Source organism: Nocardioides sp. Root122, from assembly GCF_001425025.1.
Lineage (GTDB): Bacteria > Actinomycetota > Actinomycetes > Propionibacteriales > Nocardioidaceae > Nocardioides.
Window position 1 is genome coordinate 1 of sequence record NZ_LMDE01000011.1, and the last position, 24,292, is coordinate 24,292.

24 protein-coding genes and 2 tRNA genes are annotated in these 24,292 nt (G+C 71.5%); 14 read left to right on the top strand and 12 right to left on the bottom strand.

Features of this window, described 5'->3' with window-relative positions:
• Positions 1 to 451 precede the first annotated feature (451 nt).
• Positions 452 to 1,717 (bottom strand): tyrosine--tRNA ligase, encoded by a 1,266-nt coding sequence (gene tyrS / locus ASC64_RS12765; protein WP_056907941.1) that lies wholly within the window; start codon positions 1,715 to 1,717, stop codon positions 452 to 454.
• 72 nt (positions 1,718 to 1,789) lie between these two features.
• Between tyrS and ASC64_RS12770 the strand changes: the two genes are divergently transcribed.
• Positions 1,790 to 3,169 (top strand): serine/threonine-protein kinase, encoded by a 1,380-nt coding sequence (locus ASC64_RS12770; protein WP_056907942.1) that lies wholly within the window; start codon positions 1,790 to 1,792, stop codon positions 3,167 to 3,169.
• Between the two features lie 106 nt (positions 3,170 to 3,275).
• Positions 3,276 to 4,823 (top strand): serine/threonine-protein kinase, encoded by a 1,548-nt coding sequence (locus tag ASC64_RS12775; RefSeq protein WP_056907943.1) that lies wholly within the window; start codon positions 3,276 to 3,278, stop codon positions 4,821 to 4,823.
• 28 nt (positions 4,824 to 4,851) lie between these two features.
• Here ASC64_RS12775 and ASC64_RS12780 read toward each other — a convergent pair.
• Positions 4,852 to 4,925, bottom strand: a tRNA-Ile gene (locus ASC64_RS12780).
• Between the two features lie 12 nt (positions 4,926 to 4,937).
• Positions 4,938 to 5,894, bottom strand: a complete 957-nt coding sequence (locus ASC64_RS12785; RefSeq protein ID WP_056907944.1) for a GNAT family N-acetyltransferase — start codon at positions 5,892 to 5,894, stop codon at positions 4,938 to 4,940.
• Positions 5,895 to 6,042: 148 nt separating this feature from the next.
• Between ASC64_RS12785 and ASC64_RS12790 the strand changes: the two genes are divergently transcribed.
• The 4 genes from ASC64_RS12790 to ASC64_RS12805 all read left to right on the top strand — a co-directional run bounded on the left by ASC64_RS12790 (position 6,043) and on the right by ASC64_RS12805 (position 10,500).
• Complete coding sequence (locus tag ASC64_RS12790; RefSeq protein WP_056907945.1) at positions 6,043 to 7,467, top strand: DUF1800 domain-containing protein; 1,425 nt, start codon at positions 6,043 to 6,045, stop codon at positions 7,465 to 7,467.
• A gap of 1 nt (position 7,468) precedes the next feature.
• Positions 7,469 to 8,767, top strand: coding sequence for a DUF1501 domain-containing protein (locus ASC64_RS12795; RefSeq protein WP_082550454.1), 1,299 nt, complete (start codon positions 7,469 to 7,471; stop codon positions 8,765 to 8,767).
• Between the two features lie 52 nt (positions 8,768 to 8,819).
• Positions 8,820 to 9,560, top strand: a complete 741-nt coding sequence (locus ASC64_RS12800) for a PIG-L deacetylase family protein (RefSeq protein WP_056907947.1) — start codon at positions 8,820 to 8,822, stop codon at positions 9,558 to 9,560.
• A gap of 193 nt (positions 9,561 to 9,753) precedes the next feature.
• Positions 9,754 to 10,500, top strand: a complete 747-nt coding sequence (locus ASC64_RS12805; protein WP_056907948.1) for a hypothetical protein — start codon at positions 9,754 to 9,756, stop codon at positions 10,498 to 10,500.
• A 54-nt stretch (positions 10,501 to 10,554) separates the two neighbouring features.
• Here ASC64_RS12805 and ASC64_RS12810 read toward each other — a convergent pair.
• From ASC64_RS12810 to dnaG, 3 genes are all read right to left on the bottom strand, one after another.
• Positions 10,555 to 10,627 (bottom strand) — tRNA-Asn (locus tag ASC64_RS12810).
• A gap of 52 nt (positions 10,628 to 10,679) precedes the next feature.
• The gene (locus ASC64_RS12815; RefSeq protein ID WP_056907949.1) at positions 10,680 to 11,183 is read right to left on the bottom strand and encodes a hypothetical protein; all 504 of its coding nucleotides are present in this window, start codon (positions 11,181 to 11,183) and stop codon (positions 10,680 to 10,682) included.
• Positions 11,180 to 13,081, bottom strand: a complete 1,902-nt coding sequence (dnaG, locus tag ASC64_RS12820) for a DNA primase (RefSeq protein ID WP_056907950.1) — start codon at positions 13,079 to 13,081, stop codon at positions 11,180 to 11,182. Before dnaG ends, ASC64_RS12815 begins: the two co-directional genes overlap by 4 nt.
• A gap of 138 nt (positions 13,082 to 13,219) precedes the next feature.
• Between dnaG and ASC64_RS12825 the strand changes: the two genes are divergently transcribed.
• From ASC64_RS12825 to ASC64_RS12835, 3 genes are read left to right on the top strand one after another with little or no spacing between them, the layout of a single operon-like run.
• Positions 13,220 to 13,627: a phage holin family protein gene (locus ASC64_RS12825; protein ID WP_056907951.1), complete on the top strand. Its 408-nt coding sequence runs from the start codon at positions 13,220 to 13,222 to the stop codon at positions 13,625 to 13,627.
• Positions 13,620 to 13,871: a DUF3618 domain-containing protein gene (locus ASC64_RS12830; RefSeq protein WP_056907952.1), complete on the top strand. Its 252-nt coding sequence runs from the start codon at positions 13,620 to 13,622 to the stop codon at positions 13,869 to 13,871. Before ASC64_RS12825 ends, ASC64_RS12830 begins: the two co-directional genes overlap by 8 nt.
• Before the next feature lie 20 nt (positions 13,872 to 13,891).
• Positions 13,892 to 14,218 (top strand): YtxH domain-containing protein, encoded by a 327-nt coding sequence (locus ASC64_RS12835; protein WP_200937742.1) that lies wholly within the window; start codon positions 13,892 to 13,894, stop codon positions 14,216 to 14,218.
• 38 nt (positions 14,219 to 14,256) lie between these two features.
• On the opposite strand, the gene ASC64_RS12840 is transcribed toward ASC64_RS12835, so the two are convergent.
• A complete protein-coding gene (locus ASC64_RS12840; protein ID WP_056907953.1) occupies positions 14,257 to 15,531 on the bottom strand; it encodes a deoxyguanosinetriphosphate triphosphohydrolase in 1,275 nt (424 codons plus the stop codon).
• A gap of 119 nt (positions 15,532 to 15,650) precedes the next feature.
• Here ASC64_RS12840 and ASC64_RS12845 point away from each other — a divergent pair, with 119 nt between their 5' ends.
• Complete coding sequence (locus ASC64_RS12845) at positions 15,651 to 16,142, top strand: DUF5994 family protein (protein WP_056907954.1); 492 nt, start codon at positions 15,651 to 15,653, stop codon at positions 16,140 to 16,142.
• A 24-nt stretch (positions 16,143 to 16,166) separates the two neighbouring features.
• Here the strand turns inward: ASC64_RS12845 and ASC64_RS12850 are convergent, their stop codons facing one another.
• The 5 genes from ASC64_RS12850 to ASC64_RS12870 form a co-directional block, all read right to left on the bottom strand.
• Positions 16,167 to 17,099, bottom strand: coding sequence for an SH3 domain-containing protein (locus ASC64_RS12850; RefSeq protein ID WP_156385185.1), 933 nt, complete (start codon positions 17,097 to 17,099; stop codon positions 16,167 to 16,169).
• 230 nt (positions 17,100 to 17,329) lie between these two features.
• Positions 17,330 to 18,469 carry a tRNA dihydrouridine synthase DusB gene (gene dusB, locus ASC64_RS12855; protein WP_056907956.1) on the bottom strand — a complete coding sequence of 380 codons (1,140 nt, stop codon included), beginning with the start codon at positions 18,467 to 18,469 and terminating at the stop codon, positions 17,330 to 17,332.
• A gap of 37 nt (positions 18,470 to 18,506) precedes the next feature.
• On the bottom strand, positions 18,507 to 19,070 hold the full coding sequence (locus tag ASC64_RS12860) for a hypothetical protein (protein ID WP_056907957.1): 564 nt from the start codon (positions 19,068 to 19,070) through the stop codon (positions 18,507 to 18,509).
• Between the two features lie 251 nt (positions 19,071 to 19,321).
• Entirely contained in the window at positions 19,322 to 20,722 is a 1,401-nt protein-coding gene (locus tag ASC64_RS12865) for a glycine--tRNA ligase (RefSeq protein WP_056907958.1), read from the bottom strand.
• A 61-nt stretch (positions 20,723 to 20,783) separates the two neighbouring features.
• A complete protein-coding gene (locus tag ASC64_RS12870; protein ID WP_056907959.1) occupies positions 20,784 to 21,113 on the bottom strand; it encodes an antibiotic biosynthesis monooxygenase family protein in 330 nt (109 codons plus the stop codon).
• Positions 21,114 to 21,176: 63 nt separating this feature from the next.
• Between ASC64_RS12870 and ASC64_RS12875 the strand changes: the two genes are divergently transcribed.
• The 4 genes from ASC64_RS12875 to ASC64_RS12890 are packed head-to-tail and all read left to right on the top strand — an operon-like array spanning position 21,177 to position 24,289.
• Positions 21,177 to 22,103: a metal ABC transporter substrate-binding protein gene (locus tag ASC64_RS12875; RefSeq protein ID WP_056907960.1), complete on the top strand. Its 927-nt coding sequence runs from the start codon at positions 21,177 to 21,179 to the stop codon at positions 22,101 to 22,103.
• A complete protein-coding gene (locus ASC64_RS12880) occupies positions 22,094 to 22,882 on the top strand; it encodes a metal ABC transporter ATP-binding protein (protein ID WP_056907961.1) in 789 nt (262 codons plus the stop codon). The genes ASC64_RS12875 and ASC64_RS12880 overlap by 10 nt, the downstream gene beginning before the upstream one ends.
• Positions 22,879 to 23,886, top strand: coding sequence for a metal ABC transporter permease (locus ASC64_RS12885; RefSeq protein WP_056907962.1), 1,008 nt, complete (start codon positions 22,879 to 22,881; stop codon positions 23,884 to 23,886). Before ASC64_RS12880 ends, ASC64_RS12885 begins: the two co-directional genes overlap by 4 nt.
• On the top strand, positions 23,873 to 24,289 hold the full coding sequence (locus ASC64_RS12890) for a Fur family transcriptional regulator (RefSeq protein ID WP_056907963.1): 417 nt from the start codon (positions 23,873 to 23,875) through the stop codon (positions 24,287 to 24,289). The genes ASC64_RS12885 and ASC64_RS12890 overlap by 14 nt, the downstream gene beginning before the upstream one ends.
• Positions 24,290 to 24,292 lie beyond the last annotated feature (3 nt).

Here is a 24,292-nt window from a genome sequence, read left to right on the forward strand (position 1 = left end):
CACAAAGAAAGGCCAGCAAACGATGTCAACGGGGCATAACAAACTAATTCGTCGACTAATCAAACACACTGTTGAGTTCTCAAGTATCAGACGCACCCACATCGCGATCCGGTGAGGATCTCGGTTGCGTGAGGCAACTGGTCAAACCTAGCGAGCGACTTTCTGTCCGCGCAAATCGCGGACTGTTTCGCTCTGACCCGGTGGTGTCACCGTGACCGATGACCGCTTCGGGTTGTCCTGCCCGGGGCCGGGAGCCCGACCTGACCGGTCTTGCTCCCCGCCGCTCCCTGGCGACAGAGAGAACATTATGCGGATCGCTGGGATCGCGCAAATCGAAACGCTGTGACCGCGAGCACACTGGCGTTTTCGCAGGTCAGAGGCCTGTTGGGGCTGGTGGGGCGTGTCGGACTGGCCGATACGAGCCCTCCACGAGACCTCAGCAAGCGCCCCTTCAGGCCACCCGGACCCCCGCGAACTTCTTCTTCCCGCGCCTCAGCACGAGCCACCCTCCCGCGACCAGGTCGGCCTCCGTCGGCCGCAGCTCGGGGTCCTCGACACGGACGTTGTTGAGGTACGCGCCGCCCTCGGCGACCGTTCGACGCGCCTCGCCCTTGCTCGAGGCGAGCCCGGACGCCACCAGGAGGTCGACGATCCCGGGCAGCTCGCCGGCAGCGATCGTCGTGCCCCCGGCCTCGCGCAGCGCAGCACCGAGCGTCTCGGCCCGGATCGCGGCGAGGTCTCCCCCGCCGAACAGCGCCGCGGCCGCGGCCTTGGCCTGCTCGACCTCGTGCTGCCCGTGCACCAGCGCGGTCACCTCGTCGGCCAGGCGCTTCTGAGCGGCGCGCAGGAACGGCTTCTCCTCCGTCTGCTGCTGGAGGTCCTCGATCTCCTCGCGGGAGAGGAAGGTGAAGACCTTGAGCAGCTCGCCCACCTTCTCGTCCTCGGCGTTGAGCCAGAACTGGTGGAACGCGTAGGGCGAGAGCATGTCGGCATCGAGCCAGAGCGCGCCGCCCTCCGTCTTGCCGTACTTGGTGCCGTCGGCCTTGGTGATCAGGGGCGTGGCGAAGGCGTGCGCCTTGCCGCCGTCGGCCCTGCGGATCAGCTCGACGCCGCCGGTGAGGTTGCCCCACTGGTCGGAGCCGCCGAACTGCAGCGTCACCCCGTGCTGGCGGTGCAGCTCGAGGTAGTCCATGGACTGGAGCAGGACGTAGGAGAACTCGGTGTAGCTGATGCCCGCCTCGAGGCGGGACTTCACCACGTCGCGCGCGAGCATCCGGTTCACCGGGAAGTGCTTGCCGATGTCGCGCAGGAAGTCGATGGTCGACAGCGACGCCGTCCAGTCGTAGTTGTTGACCATGGTGGCTGCATTCGCGCCGTCGAAGGACAGGAACGGCTCGATCTGCCCCCGGACGCGCTCGACCCACTCCTTGACGATGTCGAGGGAGTTCAGCGTCCGCTCGCCGCTCTCGCGGGGGTCGCCGATCATGCCGGTGGCGCCGCCCACCAGGGCGTACGGCGTGTGCCCGGCCTCCTGCAGCCGCCGCGCGGTGAGGATCTGGACCAGGTTGCCCATGTGCAGGCTCGGCGCCGTCGGGTCGAAGCCCACGTAGAACTTGACGCTCCCCTCACCCAGCGCCGCGCGGAGCGCGTCGCGGTCGGTGGAGTGCGCGACGAGGCCGCGCCACTCCAGCTCGTCGAGGACATTCGGGGTCGTCACGTGGGTTCCTTCGGGTGGGGCGGGTTGGTGGACGGGCACTAGCCTAGGGCGCGGCATGAGGAGGCACGGCACGTGATCGCAGGCAGGTACACGCTCGAGCGGGAGATCGGTCGCGGAGGCTCCGGGACCGTCCACCTGGCACGCGACGAGGTGCTCGGGCGCACGGTCGCCGTCAAGCGCATCGGGATCCTGCCCGGCGAGCACGCCGCCCTGGGCCGCGCCGGCCGCGAGGCACGGCTGGCGGCCGCGCTCAACCACCCGCACGTGGTGTCCGTCTTCGACCTGGTCGAGGAGGAGGACGTGCACTGGCTGGTGATGGAGTACGTCGACGGGCGCACCATCAGCGAGATGGTGCGAGCCGACGGGCCGCTGGAGGTGGCCGAAGCGGCGGCGTACCTCGCCCAGACGGCCGACGCGCTGGCCGACGCGCACGAGGCGGGGATCGTGCACCGCGACGTGAAGCCGAGCAACATCCTGGTCTCGGACGGGGTCGCCAAGCTGAGCGACTTCGGCATCGCCAAGAGCGCCGACGACGCCTCCCTCACCCAGACCGGCCTGGTCACCGGCTCCCCCGCCTACCTGGCGCCGGAGGTGGCGTCCGGGTCGTCCGCGACGCCGGCCAGCGACGTGTGGTCGCTCGGCGCGACGCTCTACCACGCCGTCACCGGCCGCCCGCCGTACGAGGTGGGCGACAACCTCATCGGCGCGCTCTACAAGATCGTCCACGAGGAACCGCCGCGGCTGCCCGACGACCACCCGATGGCCGGGCTGCTCTCGGTGATGATGACGCGCGAGCCGGAGAACCGTTGGCCGATGCACCAGGTGCGCGACCAGCTCACGCGACTCGCGCGGGGCCAGCGCGCCACCGTGACGGCCACGGCTGCGCCCCGTGTCGACGGCGAGCGCACCGGGGAGCTGCCCACCGTGCGGACCACCGCTCCTGCGGTCGTCCCGGACGGGCCCCGCCGGAGCCGGGCGCCGTACGCCTGGATCGGCCTTGCCGCGGTGCTCGCGATCGCGGCGGTCGTCGCGGCCTACGTCTGGGCCGGTCGGGGCACGCCCGAGGCGGCCGAGGGCGACACCCCGAGCTCTCCGACCACGTCGGAGTCGACCACCACGAGCACGGCACCGCCGCTGTCGGCGAAGGACACCCGCGAGCAGATGGACGCGTTCATCACGTCCTACCTGTCGATGGTGACGACCAACCCGCGCCAGGCGTTCGACCAGCTCACGCCGGAGTTCCAGAAGGCCAGCGGCGGGTTCGACGGCTACATGGGCTGGTGGGGCAAGGTGCGCTCGGCCACGCTCGCCGACGTCCGCAGCGACCCCTCGGACCTCACCGTCGGCTACACCGTCGACTACGTCTTCACCTCTGGCGCCCGCGACACGCAGGACGTGCGACTGCAGCTGCAGCGCCTCGACGACCGCTACCTGATCGCCGGCGAGGGCTGAGCCGGCCCGGTTCGGGGCGACACATGTCCCCACGGGTGTGAAGCCCCAGCCGGGGTGGTGGCTAGCGTGTCCCGGAGCCCAGCCTTCCCCACGGAAAGGGGCACACGTGATCGCAGGCAGGTACACCCTCGAGCGGGAGATCGGACGCGGCGGCGCCGGGTCCGTCCACCTCGCGCACGACACGCTGCTCGACAGGTCCGTCGCCATCAAGCGCATCGGGCTGCTCCCCGGGACGACCGGGCAGGACATCGCGCGCGCCGAGCGGGAGGCACGCCTGGCCGCCGGCATCAACCACCCGCACGTGGTGTCGATCTTCGACCTCGTCAAGGACGCGGACTGCTACTGGCTCGTGATGGAGCTCGTCCGCGGACGCACGCTGGCCGAGGTGGTCACCGCGGAGGGCCCGTTGCCCGTGACGCGCGCGGCCGGCATCGTCGCCCAGGCGGCCGACGCCCTCGTGCAGGCGGAGCGGGCCGGCATCGTGCACCGCGACGTCAAGCCCGGCAACATCATGGTCGACGACGACAACCACACGAAGCTGGGCGACTTCGGCATCGCTCGCGCGGGCACCGACGCAGCACTGACCCAGACCGGCTTCATCACCGGCTCCCCCGCCTACATCGCGCCCGAGGTCGCCTCCGGGGCGCCCGCGACCGCGGCGAGCGACGTGTGGTCGCTGGGCGGCACGCTGTTCTACGCGCTCACCGGACGTCCGCCGTACGACGTCGGCGACAACGTCATGGGCGGCCTCTACAAGATCGTCCACGACGAACCGCCGCGCCTGCCCGACGACCACCCGCTCGCGGAGCTCCTGGCCGTGATGATGGCCAAGGACCCTGCGGACCGGTGGCCCGTGGAGAGGGTGCGCGACGACCTGAGGGGCGCGGCCCGCGGCAACCCCAGCACGGCTCCGGCCCTTTCCTCGCGACCGGGGACGAGCCCCGACGCGACGGTGCCGCTGGCCGCAGCCCCGCTCGCGGCTGGCAACGGCGGGGACGACGAGCCCACGCGGACCTCGTCGGTCCCCGTGACCCCTGTGCCACCCGTCGCACCTCCCCCGGCGCCACCGTCGGACGTGCGCGACCAGCCGTCGCGACGTCCGCTGGGCTGGGCGGCGGCCGTCCTGGCCCTCGTGGTGGTCGCCGGCCTGGCCGCCTGGATCCTGTGGCCGGGTGACGGCGAGCGCCCGAGCGGCGACGCCGGCACGACGCGCAGCGAGAGCCCGTCGGCCAGCGGCAGTCCCTCGACCTCCGCGAAGCCGTCCCAGGAGCCGTCCGAGGAGTCCACGCCGTCCGAGGAGTCCACGCCGTCCGAGTCCCCCAGCACCGAGCCTGCGCCCGCAGCCGGTGGGAACCCGGCGGAGATGCGCTCGTTCGTGGAGGGCTACTTCGCCACGGTGACCTCCGACCCCGAGACGACGTGGAGCATGCTCACGCCCGAGTTCCAGGACGCGAGCGGGGGCTACGAGCGCTACGCCGGCTTCTGGAGCACCATCGCCTCTGCGTCGCCGGGCAAGATCAAGGCGGACCCGAAGGCGCTGACGGCGTCGTACACGATCGACTACGTCACCACGTCGGGCGAGACCAGGACCGAGCAGGGCACCCTGCAGCTGGCGAAGCAGGGCGAGGACTACCTCATCGCCGGGGAGGGCTGACGCCCGCGCCCGGTTCGCACGATGCTCGTAGGGCGGGTGGGGCTCGAACCCACGACCCAAGGATTATGAGTCCTCTGCTCTGACCGACTGAGCTACCGCCCCTCGGGGCGCACCCTAGGCGATGACGGCCTCGACCTCGTACATGTGCTCCACGACGCGGAAGCCGAGGGCGGTGTTGGTGCGGTGCATCGCGGTGTTGGCCGGGGCGGTCCACGTGTGGACCTCGGTGACGTCCCCGGGCAGGCCGGCGTAGTTGGCGCACTTCAGCGCGGCACCGAGGCGGTGGCCGCGGTGCTCGGGCATCACGAGGGTGTCGTCCTGCCAGCCGTAGCGGGTGCCGTGCGGGACGAAGAGGAGCGAGTAGCCGCCGAGCACGCCGTCCGAGCGCCGGCGGGCCGCCGCCACGCGGACGTCGTACGCCTTCATGAGGCGCTCCTCGGACGCGGCCAGCCGCGCGTCGTCGAGGACCTCGACCTCGAGGTCGAGCTCACCGGTCGGGACGTCGGCGTTCATCTGGTTGCGCATCGCGAGATAGGCCTCGCGGTGCTCGTCGGGGCAGCGACCGCGCCAGGTGAGGACGTCGTACGCCGGGTCGACCTGGCCGGCCGCCACGGGGAGGTCGGCGAGCAGGTGGTCCTCGCGGTGCTTCTCGGCCGCGCCGACGGCGGTCGCGAACGCGAAGCCGGCCCCGGCCACCGAGAGGTCGACGCTGACCTCTCCCCCGAGCCGCGTGCGGCCGGCCTGTCGGGCACGCTCGACCACCGCGTCCCACAGTCCACGGCCGATCCCCCGCCGCCGGTGCTCGGGGAGCACGTCGACCTCGCACCACCCGACGTCGCGGTTCTCCTCCAGCGGCAGCTCCAGCTCGGCGACGCCGACGACCTCCGAGCCCTCCACCGCCTGGAGCCAGGTGCGCTCGAAGTACGTTCTCGGCGAGGTCGCGACGACCTCGAAGGCGTCGTACGTCGTCAGCAGCGCGTGCGGCCGGTCGGACCGGACGGCGTGCTCCATGACGGCGTGCCAGGCTCGGCGCGCGGCGGGGTCGGTGGTGTCGAGCTGCTGGATCTGCACCGGACGATCGGACCGCACCCGGCACCGGGCCGCAAACCAAATACGAGTTCGACTTCGTGTCCGGCCGCGGCCGTGGGACAGTGATCCGTCTCGGAAGTGGCTCGGGCACGGGAGGACCTCGGTGGCCAGGAATCGCAAGAAGCAGCTGTTGACCCCGTCGCAGCGGCACCTCGTCACGCGCTTCGGCTACGGCGTCGACGCGACGCTCGCCAAGGACGTGGTCCGCGCGGGCGGCGCACAGGCGTGGTTCGAGCGCCAGCTCACCCGCCCGGGGTCGTTCCCCGACGCCGCCGCCGACTCGGTCCGCCGCTGGTGGCCCGACCTCGACCGCAAGCCGGCCGACCTGTGGCAGCGCCAGGTGCAGGAGGTCCGCGGCGGCTGGGAGGTGATGGCCGACTACGGCCGGTGGCTCCTGGTCCGACGGATCCGCACGCGGCGTCCGGTGCTCGAGAAGATGACCGAGTTCTGGGAGGCGATGCTGCACGTGCCGGTCAGCGGCGACGCCCAGTTCACCTGGCGCGTCGACTACGGCGACACCATCCGCGCACATGCCCTCGGGCGCTTCGACGAGATGCTGCTCGCGACCACCACCCACCCAGCGATGCTGATCTTCCTGTCTGCCGCGACCTCCACCAAGACCGCGCCCAACGAGAACCTGGGCCGCGAGCTGCTCGAGCTGCACACGCTCGGCGCCGGCAACTACAGCGAGGACGACGTCAAGGCGTCCGCGCGCATCCTCACCGGCTGGCACGTCGACCTCTGGGAGTCCTGGGCGGCGTCGTACGTCAAGGAGGACCACTACCGCGGCCGGGTGAAGGTCAAGGGGTTCAGCGACAAGAACGCCAAGGGCGACGGGCGCCAGGTCACCAAGGACTACCTCCGCTACCTCGCCCACCACCCGCTGACCGCCCACCACGTCGCCGAGCGGCTGGCCACGAAGTTCGTGCGCGACGACCCGCCGAGGGCGCTGGTCAACCGCCTGGCCAAGGTCTACCTGAAGAACGACACGGAGATCGTCCCGGTGCTCCGCGCGCTGGTGGCGAGCAAGGAGTTCCGTGCCTCGGCCGGGCGCAAGCTGCGCGACCCCAGCGAGGACGTGGTGGCGACCTACCGGGCGCTCGGCGTCGGCATCGACCGCCCCGGGTCGGACGACTCGGGGGCGAACGCCATCCTCTGGCAGGCGCAGGGACTCGGTCTCTCGCCGCACGCCTGGCCGCGTCCCGACGGCACGCCGGTCAAGGACGAGATCTGGGCCTCGCCGGCCCGCGCGCTGGGCTCGATGAGCATGCACTGGTCGATGGCCGGTGGGTGGTGGCCCACCGTCGGGCTGCACTACAAGAAGCCGGAGAAGTGGGTGCCGGCGAAGAAGTCGATCAGGTTCGCCGACCTCGTCGACGACGTCAGCCGCGACCTGCTCCACCGACCCGCCACCAAGGGGCTGGTCACCACGGCCTGCCTGGCCACGGGCTGCAAGCCCAAGGAACGCATCGACCGCGAGCACGGGCTCGTGCAGTGGGGCTTCCCCCGGCTGCTCGCCGCCGTCCTCGACTCCCCCGACCACCTGGCGTGCTGACATGACGACTTCACCGACCTCCCCGACACCGGCCGTGCGCGCGTGCGGCTGCCCCGACTACGACGAGGCCCGGACTGCGCTCAGTCGTCGTGCGCTGCTCGGCGGCACGCTGCTCGCCGGTGGCGCCGTCGCCCTCGGCCCCGGCCTCAGCGGCACCGGCCCCCGGGCGTACGCCGTCACCAACCGCCCCGCCTCCCGGCTGGCCAACCCGTTCGGCTCGGTGCTGGTCCTGCTGTCCCTGCGAGGGGCTGCCGACGGGCTCTCGCTCGTCGTGCCGCACGCCGACCCCGCCTACTACGCGGCGCGCCCACGGATCGCGGTGCCGCACACGTCGCTGCTCGCGCCGGACGCGATGTTCGGCCTCCACCCGGCGCTCGCGCCGCTGCTGCCGATGTGGGACGCCGGCACCCTCGCGGCGGTCCACGCCACCGGCATGGCGACCCCGAACCGCTCGCACTTCGCGGCCATGGAGGCCATCGAGGACGCAGCGCCGGGCTCGACCGAGCGCAACGGCTGGCTCAACCGGCTGCTCGGCCAGCTGCCGGGCGCCTCGCCGCTGCAGGGCACCGCGATGGGCAACCAGGTCCCGACCTCGCTGTTCGGCACCGAGCCCGCCTTCGTGGTCGGCAAGGTCGACAGCGCGAAGGTCGCCGGCACCGACGAGGACGGCCGGCGCCTGGCCGCGCTCAAGCACGCCTGGAAGGGCAACGGCCTGATGGGCGCCGCGGTCCGCGACGCCATCGCCGGCGCGGAGACCTTCGGCGCGGCCCGTGACCTGCCCGCCGGCACCCCCGCCAGTGCGTACCCCTCCAGCACCCTGGGCAAGGCGCTGTCCGACGTCTCGCGCATCGTGCGCGCCGGCGTGGGCGCCGAGGTGATCACCGTCGACCAGGGTGACTGGGACATGCACACCGACCTCGGCACCCTCGAGTGGGGCGACATGAAGCGCAACGCCGGCGACCTGGCCGCCTCGATCGCCGCCTTCTTCGCCGACCTCGGTCCGGCAGCCGACCGGGTCACGCTCGTGACGCTCAGCGAGTTCGGCCGACGCGTCAAGGAGAACGACAACTACGGCACCGACCACGGCTTCGGCAACGTGATGTTCGTGGCCGGTGCGGGCGTGCGGGGCGGGACGTACTACGGCTCCTGGCCAGGCCTGCAGAACACGCTCGACGGCGACCTGCTGGTCACCACCGACTACCGCAGCGTGCTGACCGAGGTGGTCACCAAGCGCTTCGGGGTCAGCGTGGCCCAGGTGTTCCCGGGCTTCGCACCGCAGTCCGTCGGTGTGATGGCCTGAGCGCGGCCCGCTGAGGGCAGACACCGGCCGGCCCTGCTGCCATGCTCGGCCCATGGCGAACCCTCCGAGCTACGAGACCCTCCCCGAGGACTGGCAGACCGCGCTCTTCGTGGTCGCCCACCCCGACGACATCGAGTACGGCGCGGCAGCCGCGGTCGCGCGCTGGACCGGGGAGGGCAAGCGCGTCGTCTACTGCATGGTGACCAGCGGCGAGGCCGGCATCGACGGGATGCACCCCGACGAGTGCCGTCCGGCGCGCGAGGCCGAGGAGATCGCCTCGGCCGGCGTGGTCGGCGTCGACGAGGTCGAGTTCCTGCGGCTGCCCGACGGCGTCCTGGAGTACGGCGTCGCCCTGCGGGCGGCGATCGCGAAGGTCGTGCGGCAGCACCGCCCCGACGTCGCGGTGACCATCAACTTCCGCGAGACGTTCGGGGGCACGAACCTCAACCAGGCCGACCACATCGCGGTCGGCAAGGCGCTGCTGGACGGCGTACGGGACGCGGGGAACCGATGGATCTTCCCCGAGCAGCTCACCGACGGCCTCGAGCCGTGGGGTGGCGTACGCGCGGTGTGGGCCGCCGGCTCACCGCAGGCGACACACGCCGTCGACGTCTCCGACACGTTCGACGCGGGGGTGGCCTCCCTCGAGGAGCACAAGGCCTACATCGACGGCCTCGGCTGGGAGGGCTGGGACCCCGAGGAGTTCCTCGACGGCATCCTCCGCGCAGGTGGCCAGGGACTCGGCGTCACGCACGCGGCGACGTTCGAGGTGTTCCCGCTCGGCTGGGGGTGACGGCCGGCGTCCGAGTCGTCCGGCCAATGTTGCCTGCCAGGGCTGATTGCCACGCGCCTGGATGGGTAGGAGGTCGGGCGTGCGGCGGAGTTGCTACCTTTCCGGCGCACAACGGGGGTGCGTGCGGCGACGTGCGGGCCTGTGTCCGACCCAGGTCCGGAATCGTCCGGACGCAACCAAGGAGAAGCACTGCATGAAGATCCTCAAGCGCCTCGGCGGCGCCGTCGCCGTCGCAGCACTGGCACTGTCCACGGTCTCGCTCGCGACGCCTGCCCAGGCCGCGCCCGGCGACGCGACGCTCACGTTCGCCCCGACCGCGGTCCTGCCGGACAACACGTGCATCGACCACGCCTACACCTACTCCGTCGAGCTCCCGCAGGGCACTACGTCCTGGTCGATCGTCATCGAGCTCGTCGCCCCTGACGGCACCAACGCGCACCGCGAGTCCTTCGGCACCTTCAACGGCGACCCGTCCGCGGCGTCCGGCGGCCTGCAGCTGTGCTCGGTCTACGAGCAGTACGGCACCTACACGGTCGCCACGACCGTCGACTACAAGGTGGGCACCAGCCCGACCGTCTTCGGCGCCCGGCAGGTCGAGGGCACCATCGAGGTCGTCGGCCAGGCGAAGTCGAAGGTCAGCCTGAAGGCCAAGCGCAAGGGCTCGAAGGTCAAGGCTGCCGCGAAGGTCTCGGTGACCGTCGGCTCGACCACGGGGGCGCCGGCCCAGGGAAGCAAGATCACCTTCCAGAAGAAGGTCGGCAAGAAGTGGAAGAAGGTCGCCAAGGGCACCACCAACGCCTCCGGCGTGGCCAAGGCGAAGTTCAAGGCGAAGAAGGGCGACCGCGTCCGCGCGGTGTTCGCCGGTGCGGGCGAGGTCATCGTCGGCAGCGGCAGCACGCCGGTGCCCGGCGCGAAGTCGAAGGCGGTCCGCATCCGCTGACCCTCAGCGAGGACGACGAAGGGCCCGAGGCGTGACGCCTCGGGCCCTTCTCAGCTCCCCCGGTTGGACTCGAACCAACAACCCTCCGGTTAACAGCCGAATGCTCTGCCAGTTGAGCTACAGGGGATCGCTTGTGCAGCGAGGCGAAACCTTAGCAAGCCCGGACACCGTGGGTGAAATCAGGGCAGGCCGACGTCGCGCTGCATCGCCTCGAGCGCGCTGCGCGCGGCTGCCCGCACGGCAGGGGCGTCGGGGTCGACCCCTTCGTCGTACTCGTAGACCCACTGGATCCGCCCCGTGCCCGCGGGGGCGCGGCGGGCGATGACCCGCAGCCCCCGGCGCCCGCCGACCGTGACGTGGCGCTGCAGGACGACGCTGGCGGTGACCCGCTCGCGCACCAGCTCCAGCAGCCGGCCGGGCTCCTCGAGCGTGGCCGTGTGCACGGGCCGCTGCGCGCCCCAGGTGCCGACCTCGGAGAGCCGGAAGCTGTCGGTGTCGCGGTCCCAGTCGGCCGCCTCCACCTGCTCCCAAGGGACCCGCCGGGTCTCCCCTCCAGCGACGACGTAGAACGCGTCACGGGTGCCGGCGAGGACGGTGCCGTCGCTCGCGGTGGCCGCCGCCAGCACGCGCTCCCCCGCCGCGACTGCGACGGTCGGTGACGACGTGCGCGCCCAGCCCCTCACGACTGTCCGCTCGAGATGCCGACAGCACCCTCACGCAGCTTGCGGCGGTGCTGCTCGAGCATCACCAGCTCACCGAACATGCGGTTGTAGTCGAGGGCGTTGTCCACCGGATTGGTGCGCTGGAGGCGGGCCTTGACGTCGGCGATGCGGCGGGACGTGGTGAGCTCCTGGAGTCGGTAGACGTAGGCCACGGCGAACGTCGGGTTGGGGTCGGACGTGCCGCGGACGGGCTCGACGCCGAGCTCGGTGACCGCGGCGACGACGGCGGGGTCGGACGCCGCGCCACGCACCTTGGTGGACCACGCCGGGTCGTCGGCGCCGCTCGCCGGGCCGCCGGCCGCGGTGACCGCCTCCCAGACGCCCTGGAAGGTCGGGTGGGTGAAGTCGCCGGAGGTGACGTGGGTGGTCGTGCGCCCGACGCCGGACGGGTGCTGGATGACGAGCTTGAGCAGCTCACGCTCGATGAGGAAGCGGGGGTCGGAGAGGCTGGGGAGCGACGGCCGCACGGGCTCGGGTGCCGCCGCCGGCTCGGTGGCTCGTGGCGTACGACGCTCCTCGGTCGGCGCCGGCCGGCTCGCCGCGCGACGCACCTCCCGGCGCACCTCGTCGACGTCGACGCCGACCATGTGGGCGAGCTCGCGGGAGAACGACTCGACCTTGGTCTTGTCGCGGATGCTCGCCACCAGGCCGGCCGCGTCTCGCAGCGCGTCGACACGGCCGTCGGCGCGGTCGAGGTCGTAGCGGGCCAGGATGTTGTCGAGGGCGAAGCGGTAGAGCGGCTGGCGCTTCGCGACCAGCTCACGCACAGCCTCATCACCCTCCTTGAGCCGCAGGTCGCAGGGGTCCATCCCCTCCGGGGCGACCGCGACGTAGGTCTGCGAGGCGAAGACCTGGTCGCTGTCCAGCACCTTCATCGCTGCCTTCTGCCCGGCCGAGTCGCCGTCGAAGGTGAAGATCACCTCACCACCGGTCGGACCGTGGTCACCCATGAAGCGGCGCAGCACCCGGGCGTGGTCCTGGCCGAACGCGGTGCCGCACGACGCCACGGCGGTGCGCACCCCGGCGAGGTGGCAGGCCATCACGTCGGTGTAGCCCTCGACGACGACGGCCTGCTGGCTGTCCTTCATCGCGGTGCGCGCCAGGTCGATGCCGTAGAGGACGTGGCTCTTCTTGTAGATCGCGGTCTCGGAGGTGTTGAGGTACTTGGCCTCGATCCGGTCGTCGTCGAAGATGCGCCGGGCGCCGAAGCCGATCGTGTCGCCGTTGGCCTCGCGGATCGGCCAGACCAGCCGGCCCCGGAAGCGGTCGTAGTGGGAGCGGCCCAGGGCCACCAGACCGGCAGCGACGGACTCCTCGTCGGAGATCCGGCGACCGCGCAGGTGGCGCGTGAGCGCCTCCCCGTCGCGCGGCGCGAAGCCCACCCCGAACAGCTCCGCCGCCTCTTGGTCGAACCCGCGCTGGTCGAGGAACTGCCGGGCGACCACGGCGTCCGCGGTGGCGAGCTGCTCGGCGTAGAACTCCTGGGCGATGCGGTGCGCCTCGATGAGCCGGGCACGGGCCGGGCCCCTCGGGCGCTGCGGCTCGTCGTCGCCGTCCTCGCGGCGCAGCTGGACGCCGTACTTCTCGGCGAGGCGCTCGACGGTCTCGGTGAAGGTCAGGCCGTCGACCTTCATCAGGAAGGAGATGACGTCACCGCCCTCGCCGCAGCCGAAGCAGTGGTAGAAGGAGCGCGACGGGTTGACGTTGAACGACGGAGTCTTCTCGTCGTGGAAGGGGCACAGGCCCTTCAGCGTGCCGCCGCCCGCGCGCCTGAGCGTGACGTACTGCGACACGACGTCGTCGATCCGCGCCTTCTCGCGCACCTCGGCGATGTCGTCGTCGCGAATCCGGCCTGCCACGTCGGGGAGTCTACGGCGGGGCACCCACTCCCGCCGCGGGGTCTCCACATCGTCGCGGGATCCTTGGAGAGATGGCCCGTGCACCCCTTCGGGCGAACCGTGCTGGTGCGGGCCGGGGGTGTCTGCGAAGGTCGAGACATGACTGCTCAGCACGGAGCGCCAGAGGGTCAGACCCTCGGCGCACTCGTCCACCAGCTGTCCCAGCAGATCCCCGAGCTGATCCGCTCGGAGATGAGGCTGGCGCAGGCCGAGGTGGCGGAGAAGGGCAAGCGCGCAGGCGTCGGGATCGGCATGTTCAGCGTCGCCGGCCTCCTCGGGTTCTTCGCCCTCGCCGCCCTCGTCACGACCGCGATCCTGGGCCTGGCCACCGTCGTCGACGCCTGGCTGGCAGCACTCATCGTCGCGGTCGTCCTCCTCGTCGGCGCGGCCGTCGCTGGCCTGGTCGGCAAGAACAAGGTGGCCGAGGCCGGCCCCCCTGCGCCCGAGCGGGCGATCCAGGGGATCAAGGAGGACATCGCCACGGTGAAGGGAGACCACCATGCCTGAGCAGAAGACACCCGAGGAGCTCGAGGCCGACGTCGCGCGCCAGCGCGAGCAGCTCGCCGAGACCGTCGACGACCTCGCCGCCAAGCTCGACGTGAAGTCCCAGGCGCAGCAGAAGGTCGCTGCGCTCAAGGACTCGGCCACGACCGCCGACGGCTCCCCCCGCCCCGAGGTGCTCGCCGCGGCGGGGTCGCTGGCCGCGATGGCCCTCGTCCTGATCGTGTGGCGCCTGCGCCGCAACCACTGAACCACCGGAAGGAACGCACCATGAGGAAGCTGTCCCTGCTGATCGCCGCCGCTGCGGGCTACGTGCTCGGCACCCGTGCCGGACGCGAGCGTTACGAGCAGATCAAGAAGGCCGCCACCCGGGTCAAGGAGGACCCGCGCGTGCAGGAGAAGGCGCACCAGGCCGCCGACCTCGCCAAGGAGAAGGCGCCGGTGGTGAAGGACAAGGTCACCTCGGCCGCCAGCACCGCGGCCGACAAGGTGACCCCGTCGGGCAGCGGCAACCACCGCTCCGACCTCGAGGACAGCCTCAACCCCGACAACGTCGCGCTCCAGGACAACCCCTACCCGCAGGGCGACCTGCCCTAGGTCGGGTCTCGCTCGGGTCCTGCGCGTCCCTCGCTCGGCTACGGCCGGGTGAGGGACGTGTGACGGGCGACGGCGCTGGCGTCCGTGAGCGAGGCCACCTGGTCGATGACGACCCGGCGCCGTCCGGCGTCGTCCGTCGCTGCGTGCCAGTCCTCGGCGAACACGGGGTCGAGCGCCTCGACGCCGCGGGACCAGAGCGCCTCGACTAGCTCGGCCACGAGCTCACGCTGACGCTTCATCAGTGAGACGCGGTCGTCGGCCTGCATGACGTAGAGGGACGCGAGGCCCTTGAGCACGCCGATCTCGACCTCGGTCTGCTCGGGCACGACCAGGTCGGCACGGTTGCGCACGAGCGGATCGCCCCCGGTGGCGGCGAACGTCGCCTGCTGGACGCTCCCGCAGAAGCGGCCGATGAGGTCGCTGGTGAGGTTCTTGATCGCGGCGAGGCTGCGGCGCGAACCGTCGTAGGGCGTCTGCGGCCAGCTGCCGACGGCCCGCAGCCCGGCGAGGGCCTCGTCGAGGGTGGCGTCGTCGACGCCGGGGAGGTACCAGGATCGGACGGTCTCCCACAGGCCGTCACGGTCGAGCCGGGTGAGGTCGAGCCGGCCGGCGACGATTCCGTCCTCGACGTCGTGGACGGAATAGGCCACGTCGTCGGCGAGGTCCATCACCTGGGCCTCGAGACAGCGACGACGCCCCGCGACACCGGCGCGCATCCAGTCGAAGACCGGGCGGTCGTCGTCGTAGACGCCGAACTTGACGACCACCCGCGGCGTGCCGTCGGCGTGGACGCCGTGCGGGCCGGTCGCCTCGGAGCGTGGCCAGGGGTACTTCGTGCAGGCGTCGAGCGTGGCTCGGGTCAGGTTGAGACCCACCGACCGGCCGGCGTCGTCGAAGGTCTTCGACTCCAGCCTGGTCAGCAGGCGCAACGTCTGTGCGTTGCCCTCGAAGCCCCCGCAGTCGACGCTGAGCTCGGCGAGCACCCGCTCGCCGTTGTGCCCGAACGGCGGATGTCCCATGTCGTGGGCCAGCGCCGCGGTCTCGGCGATGTCGGGGTGCGTGCCCAACGCGCGCGCCAGGTCGCGGGCGACCTGCGCGACCTCGAGGCTGTGCGTGAGCCGGTTGCGGACGAAGTCGTCGGTCTGCGGACCGACCACCTGCGTCTTGGCCGCGAGCCGGCGGGACGCGGCAGCGTGGACCACGCGCGCCCGGTCGCGCTCGAACGCCAGCCGGACGGGGGCGTCGACCCGCTTGGGGGGCTCGGCGACCACGCGCTCGCGCGCCGGGTCGTCGTACAGGTCCTCGATGCTCATCGACCGGTGAGCCTAGCGAGGGCAGACGACCACCGCGCGTCGGCTCGACTAGGGTGGGGGTCGACGAACCGGCGAGCGCCACCCAGCCGGGTGCCCGGACCGGTCGAGAGGCACACGTCATGTCGACGCCGAACCACCCCGTCCACGTCCGCGATGCAGGCTCCCCGACGGATCGGCCGCTCCGGCTGCTCATGGCGCACCGCGTCGGCCACGACACCCTCGACGGCGGCTGGTGGCCCCGCAGCCGGGACCTCGCGACGGAGCTGCGCGACCTCGTCGACCACTTCCCGGCCGCCCTGGGTCGGGTCACGCACGCGCTCGTCTCCACACCCGACTGGGACGACGCGCCCGCGAGCGTCCGGGCAGCGCACGGCGAGGTCCGGGTGGGCACGCTGCCCCGGGACGGCGCTCACCTCGTCCACCTGACCACCTCGAGCCGGACGACGCTCGTCGTGCTGGTGGTTCCGCACCACTACACCGACGACCAGGGCGAGGAGGCCCTGCTGGCTGCCGCCACGAAGGGCAACTCGCACTCCACCACGGACCTGCTCGACACGGTCACCGAGCACCCCGACATCGACCGGCGGGACCTCTGGTCGACCGACGGGTGAGCCCCGCGGGGCCCCGGTGAAGTCTCAGTAGACGGTGACGTGCACGTGGTCGTAGTGGTTGGCGGTGACCGAGCCGCGGTCGGACATGCCCCGCCAGCCCTCGCCGGAGCGTTCCACGGACCAGATCTTCTGCGAGAAGATGATGTACTCGATGCCCAGCGAGGCGTAGTTGGCACGCAGGAAGTCGGCCACGGCCCAGCCGGTCTCGCCGGTGACCATGATGTCGATCGCCCGACCCTGCCCGTGCTCGCCGTCGCCGCGCCACGTGCCGTAGCTGGTGATCTGCGGCCAGTTGGCGCACACGACGTCGTGGATGTCGTAGAGGGCGGCGTGGCCGGCGTCGATGGTCGAGCCGTTGCTGCAGGTGCCGCCCAGGCTCGGGCCCTCGGGCTCGGGCTTCGGCTTGGTCGCGGCGAGGTAGTCGCTGGTCACCCAGCGCGACTGACCGTCGATGACGACCTGCGTGCGGCCGGCCTGCTCGCGGCCGGTGACGGTCACCTGACGGAGGGCGTCGATGACGCCCATCTTCTCGGCCTTCTCGCTCGGGCCGTCCCACAGGTTGAGGGCCTCCGTGGTCCACAGCGTGTCGTCGACACGCTTGGCCAGCCGACGCGCCTGCTGATCGACCTGGAGGTCGCGGCGTGCCGCCGACTCAGCCTTGGCGGCGGTGCGGATCTGCGACCGCGACACCGTGGTCTCGCCGCGGCGCAGCAGCGCGCTCGCGTTGGCGATCGACTGGCTGGTGCTGGACTGGCTGTCGCTCGACTGGCTGTCGCTCGACGCGGCCATCAGGTCCGCGCCCGAGGACTCCGGAGCCGCTGACAGCACGCCCATGGTCACCGCGGACAGGGTCGCCACGACGGCGAGCGGTGCCGACACCTGGACGGAACGGGGGATCCGGGACGGACGGGGCTTGCGGGTAGCAGGGGTTTCCCGCTTGTGGCGATGCTGAGCCACAGCGCTGATCCTTTGCACTTGCTGACGGGGGACTGCGCCGAACCACGAGGGAGATCAGGGAGAGATCACGGGGAAGCCTCGTGCCCACGTCGACGCGATCATCGAGTGAAGCACACGATTTCCGTGGTGTCCCAATCTCCCCAAGTAAAAATCAGGGTGTTTCGGCTCACCCGGCGCGGATTCCCTGCGTAGGGCGACAGGGACGACAGGCGTGACCCCGCCGGGCCGGTTCAACCGCCGGTCGTCTCGTCGGCATCCTCGCGCAGGTGCGAGCCGCGCCCGTCGGTGTCGTCGAGCCAGCCCTCGGGGAGCACGACCTTCTTGCGCGGGGCACCCTGGCGCCCCCGCGGCGTACCGAGCTCGCGCTCGGGGAACGGGGCGCTGTCGTCGAGGCCGTCGAGCAGCACGTCGAGCGAGGCGAGCGAGTGGACGAGCGCCAGCTGGTGGCGCAGCTCGCCTCCGGCCGGGAAGCCCTTGAGGTACCAGGTGATGTGCTTGCGGAACTCCTTGCAGCCCCGCTCCTCCCCCATGTGCTCCGAGAGCAGCTCGGCGTGACGGCGCATCATCGCCTTCACCTCGCCGAGGGTCGGGAGGGTGGCGACGTCCTCGCCGTGGAAGGCCGCCGCCAGGTCGCGGAACAGCCAGGGCCGGCCGAGGCAGCCGCGGCCGACGACGACGCCCGCGGCGCCGGTCTGCTCGACCATCCGCAGCGCGTCGGACGCCTCCCAGATGTCACCGTTGCCCAGGACCGGGATGTCGACGTGGTCGACCAGCGCGGCGATGGCGTCCCAGTCGGCTGCGCCGGAGTAGGCCTGCTGCACGGTGCGGCCGTGGAGGGCGATCGCGGCGACGCCGGACTCCTGGGCGATGCGCCCGGCGTCGAGGTAGGTGAGGTGGTCGTCATCGAGACCCTTGCGGGTCTTCATCGTCACCGGGACGTCGTACGGCGCGGCGGCGGCGACCGCGTGCTCGAGGATCTCCCCCAGCAGGCCGCGCTTCCAGGGCAGGGCTCCCCCACCGCCCTTGCGCGTCACCTTGGGCACGGGGCAGCCGAAGTTGAGGTCGACGTGCGCGACGCCGTGGTCGGCGCAGAGGATCTCCACGGCCTTGCCGATGTAGACCGGGTCGGTGCCGTAGAGCTGCACCGAGCGGACCGACTCGAGCTCGTCGAAGACGAGCATCTTCTTCGTGGTCTCGTCACCCTCGACGAGGCCGCGGCTGGTGATCATCTCGCAGACGTAGAGGCCGGCGCCCTGCTCGGCGCAGAGGCGCCGGTAGGCCGCGTTGGTGATGCCGGCCATCGGCGCGAGGACGACGGGGGTGTCGACGCGCAGCGGCCCCAGCGTCAGGGACTCGGGCACGGCACTCATGCCCCCATTGTCGAGCGGGGTGGCGGCCGCGCCCAAATCAGCCGGACCAGCTGATCGGGTCGTAGCCCTCCGTCGGCTCGAAGACCACGTCCTTCATGCGTGCGCCGTCCGGGGCGAGGAACACCAGGCACATCTCGGCGCTGTCGCCGGGCGCGAACGGCGTGGGCGGCGGCCCGCTCTGGCAGGCGGTGAAGTCGCCGCCCAGCGTCCACGGTGCGCCCAGGGTGTCGCGGTCGTCGCGCAGGTAGAGCGGGACGACCTGGCCGCCCAGGTCGGACTCCCCCGTGTTGGTGAGCGACACCGTGACGAAGTAGGGCCTCGCTGCCGCCATCGCCTCGTCCCGGGTCCAGCCGTCGAAGACCGACGGGCGCTGCTCGGCGACCCCGTCGACGCTCAGCTCGAGCTCGCCCGTGACGTCGGCGGTGGGCTGCCACACGAGGGTCGCCGGCTCGCCGTACGACAGCTCGGTGCCGGGCTCGGTGCCGGTCTCCACCGCGGAGATGACGGCCTCCGTCGGCTCGCCCTCCGACTCCGCGTCAGGTCCGGCGCACCCCGTCAGCGACAGCGCCAGGGCGGTTGTCAGGAGGAGGGCGCGTCGCATGGCGCCATCATCGCTGCCCCACGCGGACCGACACCACCGGTCGACGTGGTTTCGAGGCTCGCTTCGCTCGCACCTCAACCACCGAGAGTGGCGTGACCGTCCACCCCAGCCGACGCGCTCGGCGCCCGACGTCGTCTGGACCGACGAGCGAGCGAGCGCGACGAGCGCAGCGAGACAGCTCGGGAGCGACGAGGGAAGACGACGTCTTCAGGGGCGCCGAGCACGCGCGAGAGGAGCGAGCGCAATCAAACTCAGCAGCCGAGCAGCTTCTCCGCGAAGTACGCCGAGATGCCGTCGAGGCTGACCCGCTCCTGGCCCATGGTGTCGCGCTCGCGGACGGTGACCGCGTTGTCGTCGAGGGTCTCGAAGTCGACGGTCACGCAGAACGGCGTACCGATCTCGTCCTGGCGGCGGTAGCGGCGGCCGATCGCGCCGGAGTCGTCGAACTCGACGTTCCAGTTCTGTCGCAGCTCGGCGGCGAGCGCCTTGGCCTTGGGCGAGAGATCGGAGTTGCGGCTCAGCGGCAGCACCGCCACCTTGACCGGGGCGAGGCGCGGGTCGAGCTTGAGCACGACACGCTTGTCGACGCCCCCCTTGGTGTTGGGCGCCTCGTCCTCGGTGTAGGCGTCGATGAGGAACGCCATCAGCGACCGGGTGAGACCGGCGGCGGGCTCGATGACGTAGGGGATGTAGCGCTCGTCGGCGGCCTGGTCGTAGTAGGACAGGTCCTTGCCGGAAAACTCGCTGTGCTGCTTGAGGTCGAAGTCGGTGCGGTTCGCGATGCCCTCGAGCTCCTCGAAGTCACGCCCGGAGAAGCCGAAGCGGTACTCGATGTCGGTCGTGCCCTTGGAGTAGTGGGAGAGCTTCTCCTGCGGGTGCTCGTAGTGGCGCAGGTTGTCCGGGTTGATGCCGAGGTCGACGTACCAGCGGGTGCGCTCCTCGATCCAGTAGCGGAACCACTCGTCGTCCTCGCCGGGCTTGACGAAGAACTCCATCTCCATCTGCTCGAACTCGCGGGTGCGGAAGATGAAGTTGCCGGGCGTGATCTCGTTGCGGAAGCTCTTGCCCATCTGGGCGATGCCGAAGGGCGGCTTCTGACGGCTCGAGGTCACCACGTTGGCGAAGTTGAGGAAGATGCCCTGCGCGGTCTCGGGACGGAGGTAGTGCAGGCCCGACTCGTCCTCGATCACGCCGAGGTAGGTCTTGAGCATCATGTTGAAGTTGCGCGGCGCGGTCCACGCGTTGCGGGTGCCGCAGTTGGGGCAGGCGACCGAGTCGTTGATGTCGACCGTGTCGGGGTCGTCGATGCCCTTCTTGGCGGCGTAGTCCTCCTGGAGGTGGTCCTCGCGGAAGCGCTTGTGGCACGACTGGCACTCCACGAGCGGGTCGCTGAAGGTGCTCAGGTGGCCACTGGCCTCCCACGTGCGCGTCGGCAGGATCACCGAGGAGTCCAGGCCGACCACGTCGTCGCGGCGGGTGACCATGAACTTCCACCACTGGCGCTTGATGTTCTCCTTGAGCTCCACGCCGAGCGGGCCGTAGTCCCAGGCGGACTTGGTGCCGCCGTAGATCTCACCGCAGGGGAAGACGAAGCCTCGCCGCTTGGCGAGGGAGACGACGTTGTCCAGGGCGGTCGGAGCGGGCTTGGCCACGGTGGAAGTCCTTCTGCATGGGGCATGTCCGGGCCGGCTGGCTGCCGGCTCGTGCGAGCGCTCAGCCTAACGACCGGGGGTGTGCCTCGTTGAGGTCGGTCCCCTCCTCGACGACCTCGTAGGCGCTGGGCTCGTCGAGGGCGTGGACCATCAGCGGCTGGATGTGCATCTTGCTCTCGTAGGAGCCGAGCGCCCGCCGGTAGGACCCGACGTTCTCCCAGCGCGTGGTGAGCACCCACAGCGACGGGTCGTCGACGTTGCGCCCGACGTCTCCCCCGACGTAGCCGGGCTTGGCCGCCAGGATCCCGAGGGCGTGCAGCAGGCCGGCGCGCAGCTCACTCCCAGCGGCCGCGTCGGGCGAGGGCGTACGGAGGCGGGTCACGACGAGCACGGGAACCACCCTATGCCGGGACGGGTTTGACAATGGTTCTCAACAGCAGTGAGAATCGTTCTCATGTCGTCTGTTGCCCGACCCCTCGCCCTCGCCACCGTCCTCACCTCGGCCCTCCTCCTTGCGGGCTGCGGTGGGTCCGCCGACAGCGCCGGGAATGGTCGCTCGGCCGTTGCGGCGTTCTATCCGCTGGCCTGGGTGACGGGTCGGGTGGCGGGCGACGCCTGGAGCGTCGAGAACCTCACCGGCCCCGGCACGGAGCCGCACGACCTCTCGCTGGACATCAAGCAGACGGCCGCGGTGGCCGAGGCCGACCTGGTGGTCCTCGAGCACGACTTCCAGCCTGCCGTGGACGAGACGGTGCAGACCAACGCCCCGGACGCCGCCGTCGTCGACGCGGCCGAGGTGATCGACCTGATGTCCGCCTCGGAGCACGAGCACGAGCACGAGGAGGCCGGGCACGAGCACGGTGACCTCGACCCGCACTTCTGGCAGGACCCCCTGCTGATGGCCGACCTCGGTGACGCCGTCGCCGACCAGCTCGGTGAGATCGACCCCGACAACGCGACGACGTACTCCGACAACGCCGCGGACCTGCGCGGCGACCTCGAGGCGCTCGACCGGGAGTACGCCGCCGGGCTGGCCTCCTGCGAGCGCACCACCACGGTCGTCAGCCACGAGGCGTTCTCCTACCTGGCGCGCTACGGCCTCGAGTTCGAGGCGATCGCGGGCCTCTCCCCCGACGCCGAGCCCACGCCGGCCGACCTCGCCCGGCTCCAGGAGCTGATCCGCACGGACGGGATCACGACCGTCTTCTCCGAGCGCCTGGCCAGCAGCAAGATGGCCGACTCGCTGGCCGGCGACCTCGGGCTCGAGACCGAGGTGCTCGACCCGATCGAGGGCCTCTCCGACGAGACCGCCGACGAGGACTACCTTTCGCTCATGGGAGAGAACCTCGACGCGCTCCGGAAGGCCAACGCATGCCAGTGAGCCCCGAGGCGGCCTCGCCCGTCGAGGTGCGCCAGGGGTCGGTCGCGATCGGCGGCCGGCCGATCCTCCGCGGCATCGACCTCACCGTGGCACCCGGCGAGTTCCTGGCGTTGATGGGCGCCAACGGCTCGGGCAAGTCGACGCTCGTGCGCGCGATCACCGGCCTGCTGCCGCTGGCGTCGGGGTCGCTGCGCCTCTTCGGCACGCCGTACGCCGACTTCCGCGACTGGCATCGCGTCGGGTTCGTCCCGCAGCGCTCGACCGCGAGCAGTGGGGTGCCGTCGACGGTGTGGGAGGTCGTCGCCTCGGGCCGGATCACCCGGCGCCGCCTCTTCCGCCCGCTGTCGGGGCAGGACCGGAAGGCCATCGCGGACGCGATCGACGTCGTCGGCCTCGCCGACCGTGCCCAGCACGGGATCTCCCAGCTCAGCGGCGGGCAGCAGCAGCGCGCCCTCATCGCGCGCGCCCTGGCAGGCGAGCCCGACCTGCTCGTGCTCGACGAGCCCACCGCCGGCGTCGACCTCGCCAACCAGCACGCGCTCGCCGACGCGCTCGGCGTGCTGAAGTCGCGCGGCGCGACGATCGTGCTCGTCGCCCACGAGCTCGGCCCGATGGAGCCGCTGATCGACCGCGCGATCGTGATGCGCGACGGACGGGTCGCCCACTCCGGACCGGCCGTCCTCGGCGACGACGGACACCACCACCACACCGTTGCCGGCACCCACGACCACGTCCCCCACGTCGGCTCGCCGCTGGACGAGCTCGGAGGCGGACGATGAGCGACTTCCTCTCCCTCTTCTCGCTGCCGTTCATGCAGCGCGCGCTCGTCGCGGCCCTGCTGACCGGTCTCGCCGCTCCCGCCATCGGCACCTTCCTCGTGCAGCGGCGGCTGGCCCTCCTCGGCGACGGCATCGGCCACGTCGCCGTCACCGGCGTCGCCATCGGCCTGCTGACCGGCGCGTCCCCGACGTGGACCGCCGTCGTCGTGGCGGTGCTCGGTGCCGTGCTGATCGAGGTGATCCGCGAGCGCGGCCACACCAACGGCGACGTCGCCCTCGCCCTGCTCTTCTACGGCGGTCTCGCCGGCGGCGTGCTGATCACCGGTCTCGCCGGCCAGGGCGCGGCGCGCCTGCAGGAGTACCTCTTCGGCTCGCTGACCAGCATCTCGGCGGGCGACGTCTGGTTCACCCTCGGCCTCACGGTGGTGCTCCTGCTCACCACGCTCGGCCTGCTCCCCCAGCTGTTCGCGGTGTCCAGCGACCCCGACTTCGCACGGGTCGCCGGGCTGCGCGTCCGCGCCTACAACCTGCTGGTCGCCGTGCTGGCCGCCGTCACGGTCACGGTGGCGATGCGCACGGTCGGCCTGCTGCTCGTCTCGGCGCTGATGGTCGTGCCGGTGGCGACGTCTCAGCAGCTCGCCCGCTCCTTCCGTACGACGCTCACCGGGGCGATGGTCGTCGGCGTGGTCGCCGCCCTCGGCGGGCTGCTGCTCAGCGCTGCCCTGTCCTTCCGGGCGACCGTGGCCCCGGGCCCGACGATCGTGCTGCTGGCACTGGCGATGTTCGCCTCGACGTGGCCCATCGGCGTGTGGCTGCGCCGCCGGCGCCGGCTGCTCGCGCCCTTCCCCAGCGTCGTGGACGAGACCCACACCGTCACCGACGAGCACCCGCACGCCCACGGCCAGGACTGCGGCCACCGCGCCGTCCCGCACGCGGACCACGTCGACTACGTCCACGACGGCCACCGGCACGCCGTGCACGGAGAGCACTATGACGAGCACTGACGACCGCCAGCCGGTGGCCAGGCCGACGGTCCGTCCGACCCGCCAGCGCCGCGCGGTCGCTGCCGCCCTCGCCGGGTTCGACGACTTCCGCAGCGCCCAGGAGATCCACGACCTGATCACCCAGCAGGGCGACTCGGTCGGGCTGGCCACCGTCTATCGCACGCTCGCCGCGCTGGCCGACGCCGGCGAGGTCGACATGCTGCGCAACGAGGACGGCGAGGCGATCTGGCGCAGCTGCTCCGACACGCACCACCACCACCTGGTGTGCCGCAGCTGCGGCGCCACCGTCGAGGTCGAGGGGCCGGCGGTCGAGCGCTGGACCAACGCCATCGCGCAGGAGCACGGGTTCGCGGACATCAGCCACACGCTGGAGATCTTCGGGACCTGCCCGGCCTGTCGCTGAGGG

Coding starts and splice junctions, on each gene's coding strand:
- ASC64_RS12890 (WP_056907963.1), top strand. CDS start 23,873: ATGACGAGCACTGACGACCGCCAGCCGGTGGCCAGGCCGACGGTCCGT.
- ASC64_RS12825 (WP_056907951.1), top strand. CDS start 13,220: ATGACTGCTCAGCACGGAGCGCCAGAGGGTCAGACCCTCGGCGCACTC.
- ASC64_RS12835 (WP_200937742.1), top strand. CDS start 13,892: ATGAGGAAGCTGTCCCTGCTGATCGCCGCCGCTGCGGGCTACGTGCTC.
- ASC64_RS12830 (WP_056907952.1), top strand. CDS start 13,620: ATGCCTGAGCAGAAGACACCCGAGGAGCTCGAGGCCGACGTCGCGCGC.
- ASC64_RS12805 (WP_056907948.1), top strand. CDS start 9,754: ATGAAGATCCTCAAGCGCCTCGGCGGCGCCGTCGCCGTCGCAGCACTG.
- ASC64_RS12880 (WP_056907961.1), top strand. CDS start 22,094: ATGCCAGTGAGCCCCGAGGCGGCCTCGCCCGTCGAGGTGCGCCAGGGG.
- ASC64_RS12840 (WP_056907953.1), bottom strand. CDS start 15,531: ATGAGCATCGAGGACCTGTACGACGACCCGGCGCGCGAGCGCGTGGTC.
- ASC64_RS12800 (WP_056907947.1), top strand. CDS start 8,820: ATGGCGAACCCTCCGAGCTACGAGACCCTCCCCGAGGACTGGCAGACC.
- ASC64_RS12860 (WP_056907957.1), bottom strand. CDS start 19,070: ATGCGACGCGCCCTCCTCCTGACAACCGCCCTGGCGCTGTCGCTGACG.
- ASC64_RS12875 (WP_056907960.1), top strand. CDS start 21,177: ATGTCGTCTGTTGCCCGACCCCTCGCCCTCGCCACCGTCCTCACCTCG.
- dusB (WP_056907956.1), bottom strand. CDS start 18,469: ATGAGTGCCGTGCCCGAGTCCCTGACGCTGGGGCCGCTGCGCGTCGAC.
- ASC64_RS12795 (WP_082550454.1), top strand. CDS start 7,469: ATGACGACTTCACCGACCTCCCCGACACCGGCCGTGCGCGCGTGCGGC.
- ASC64_RS12845 (WP_056907954.1), top strand. CDS start 15,651: ATGTCGACGCCGAACCACCCCGTCCACGTCCGCGATGCAGGCTCCCCG.
- ASC64_RS12885 (WP_056907962.1), top strand. CDS start 22,879: ATGAGCGACTTCCTCTCCCTCTTCTCGCTGCCGTTCATGCAGCGCGCG.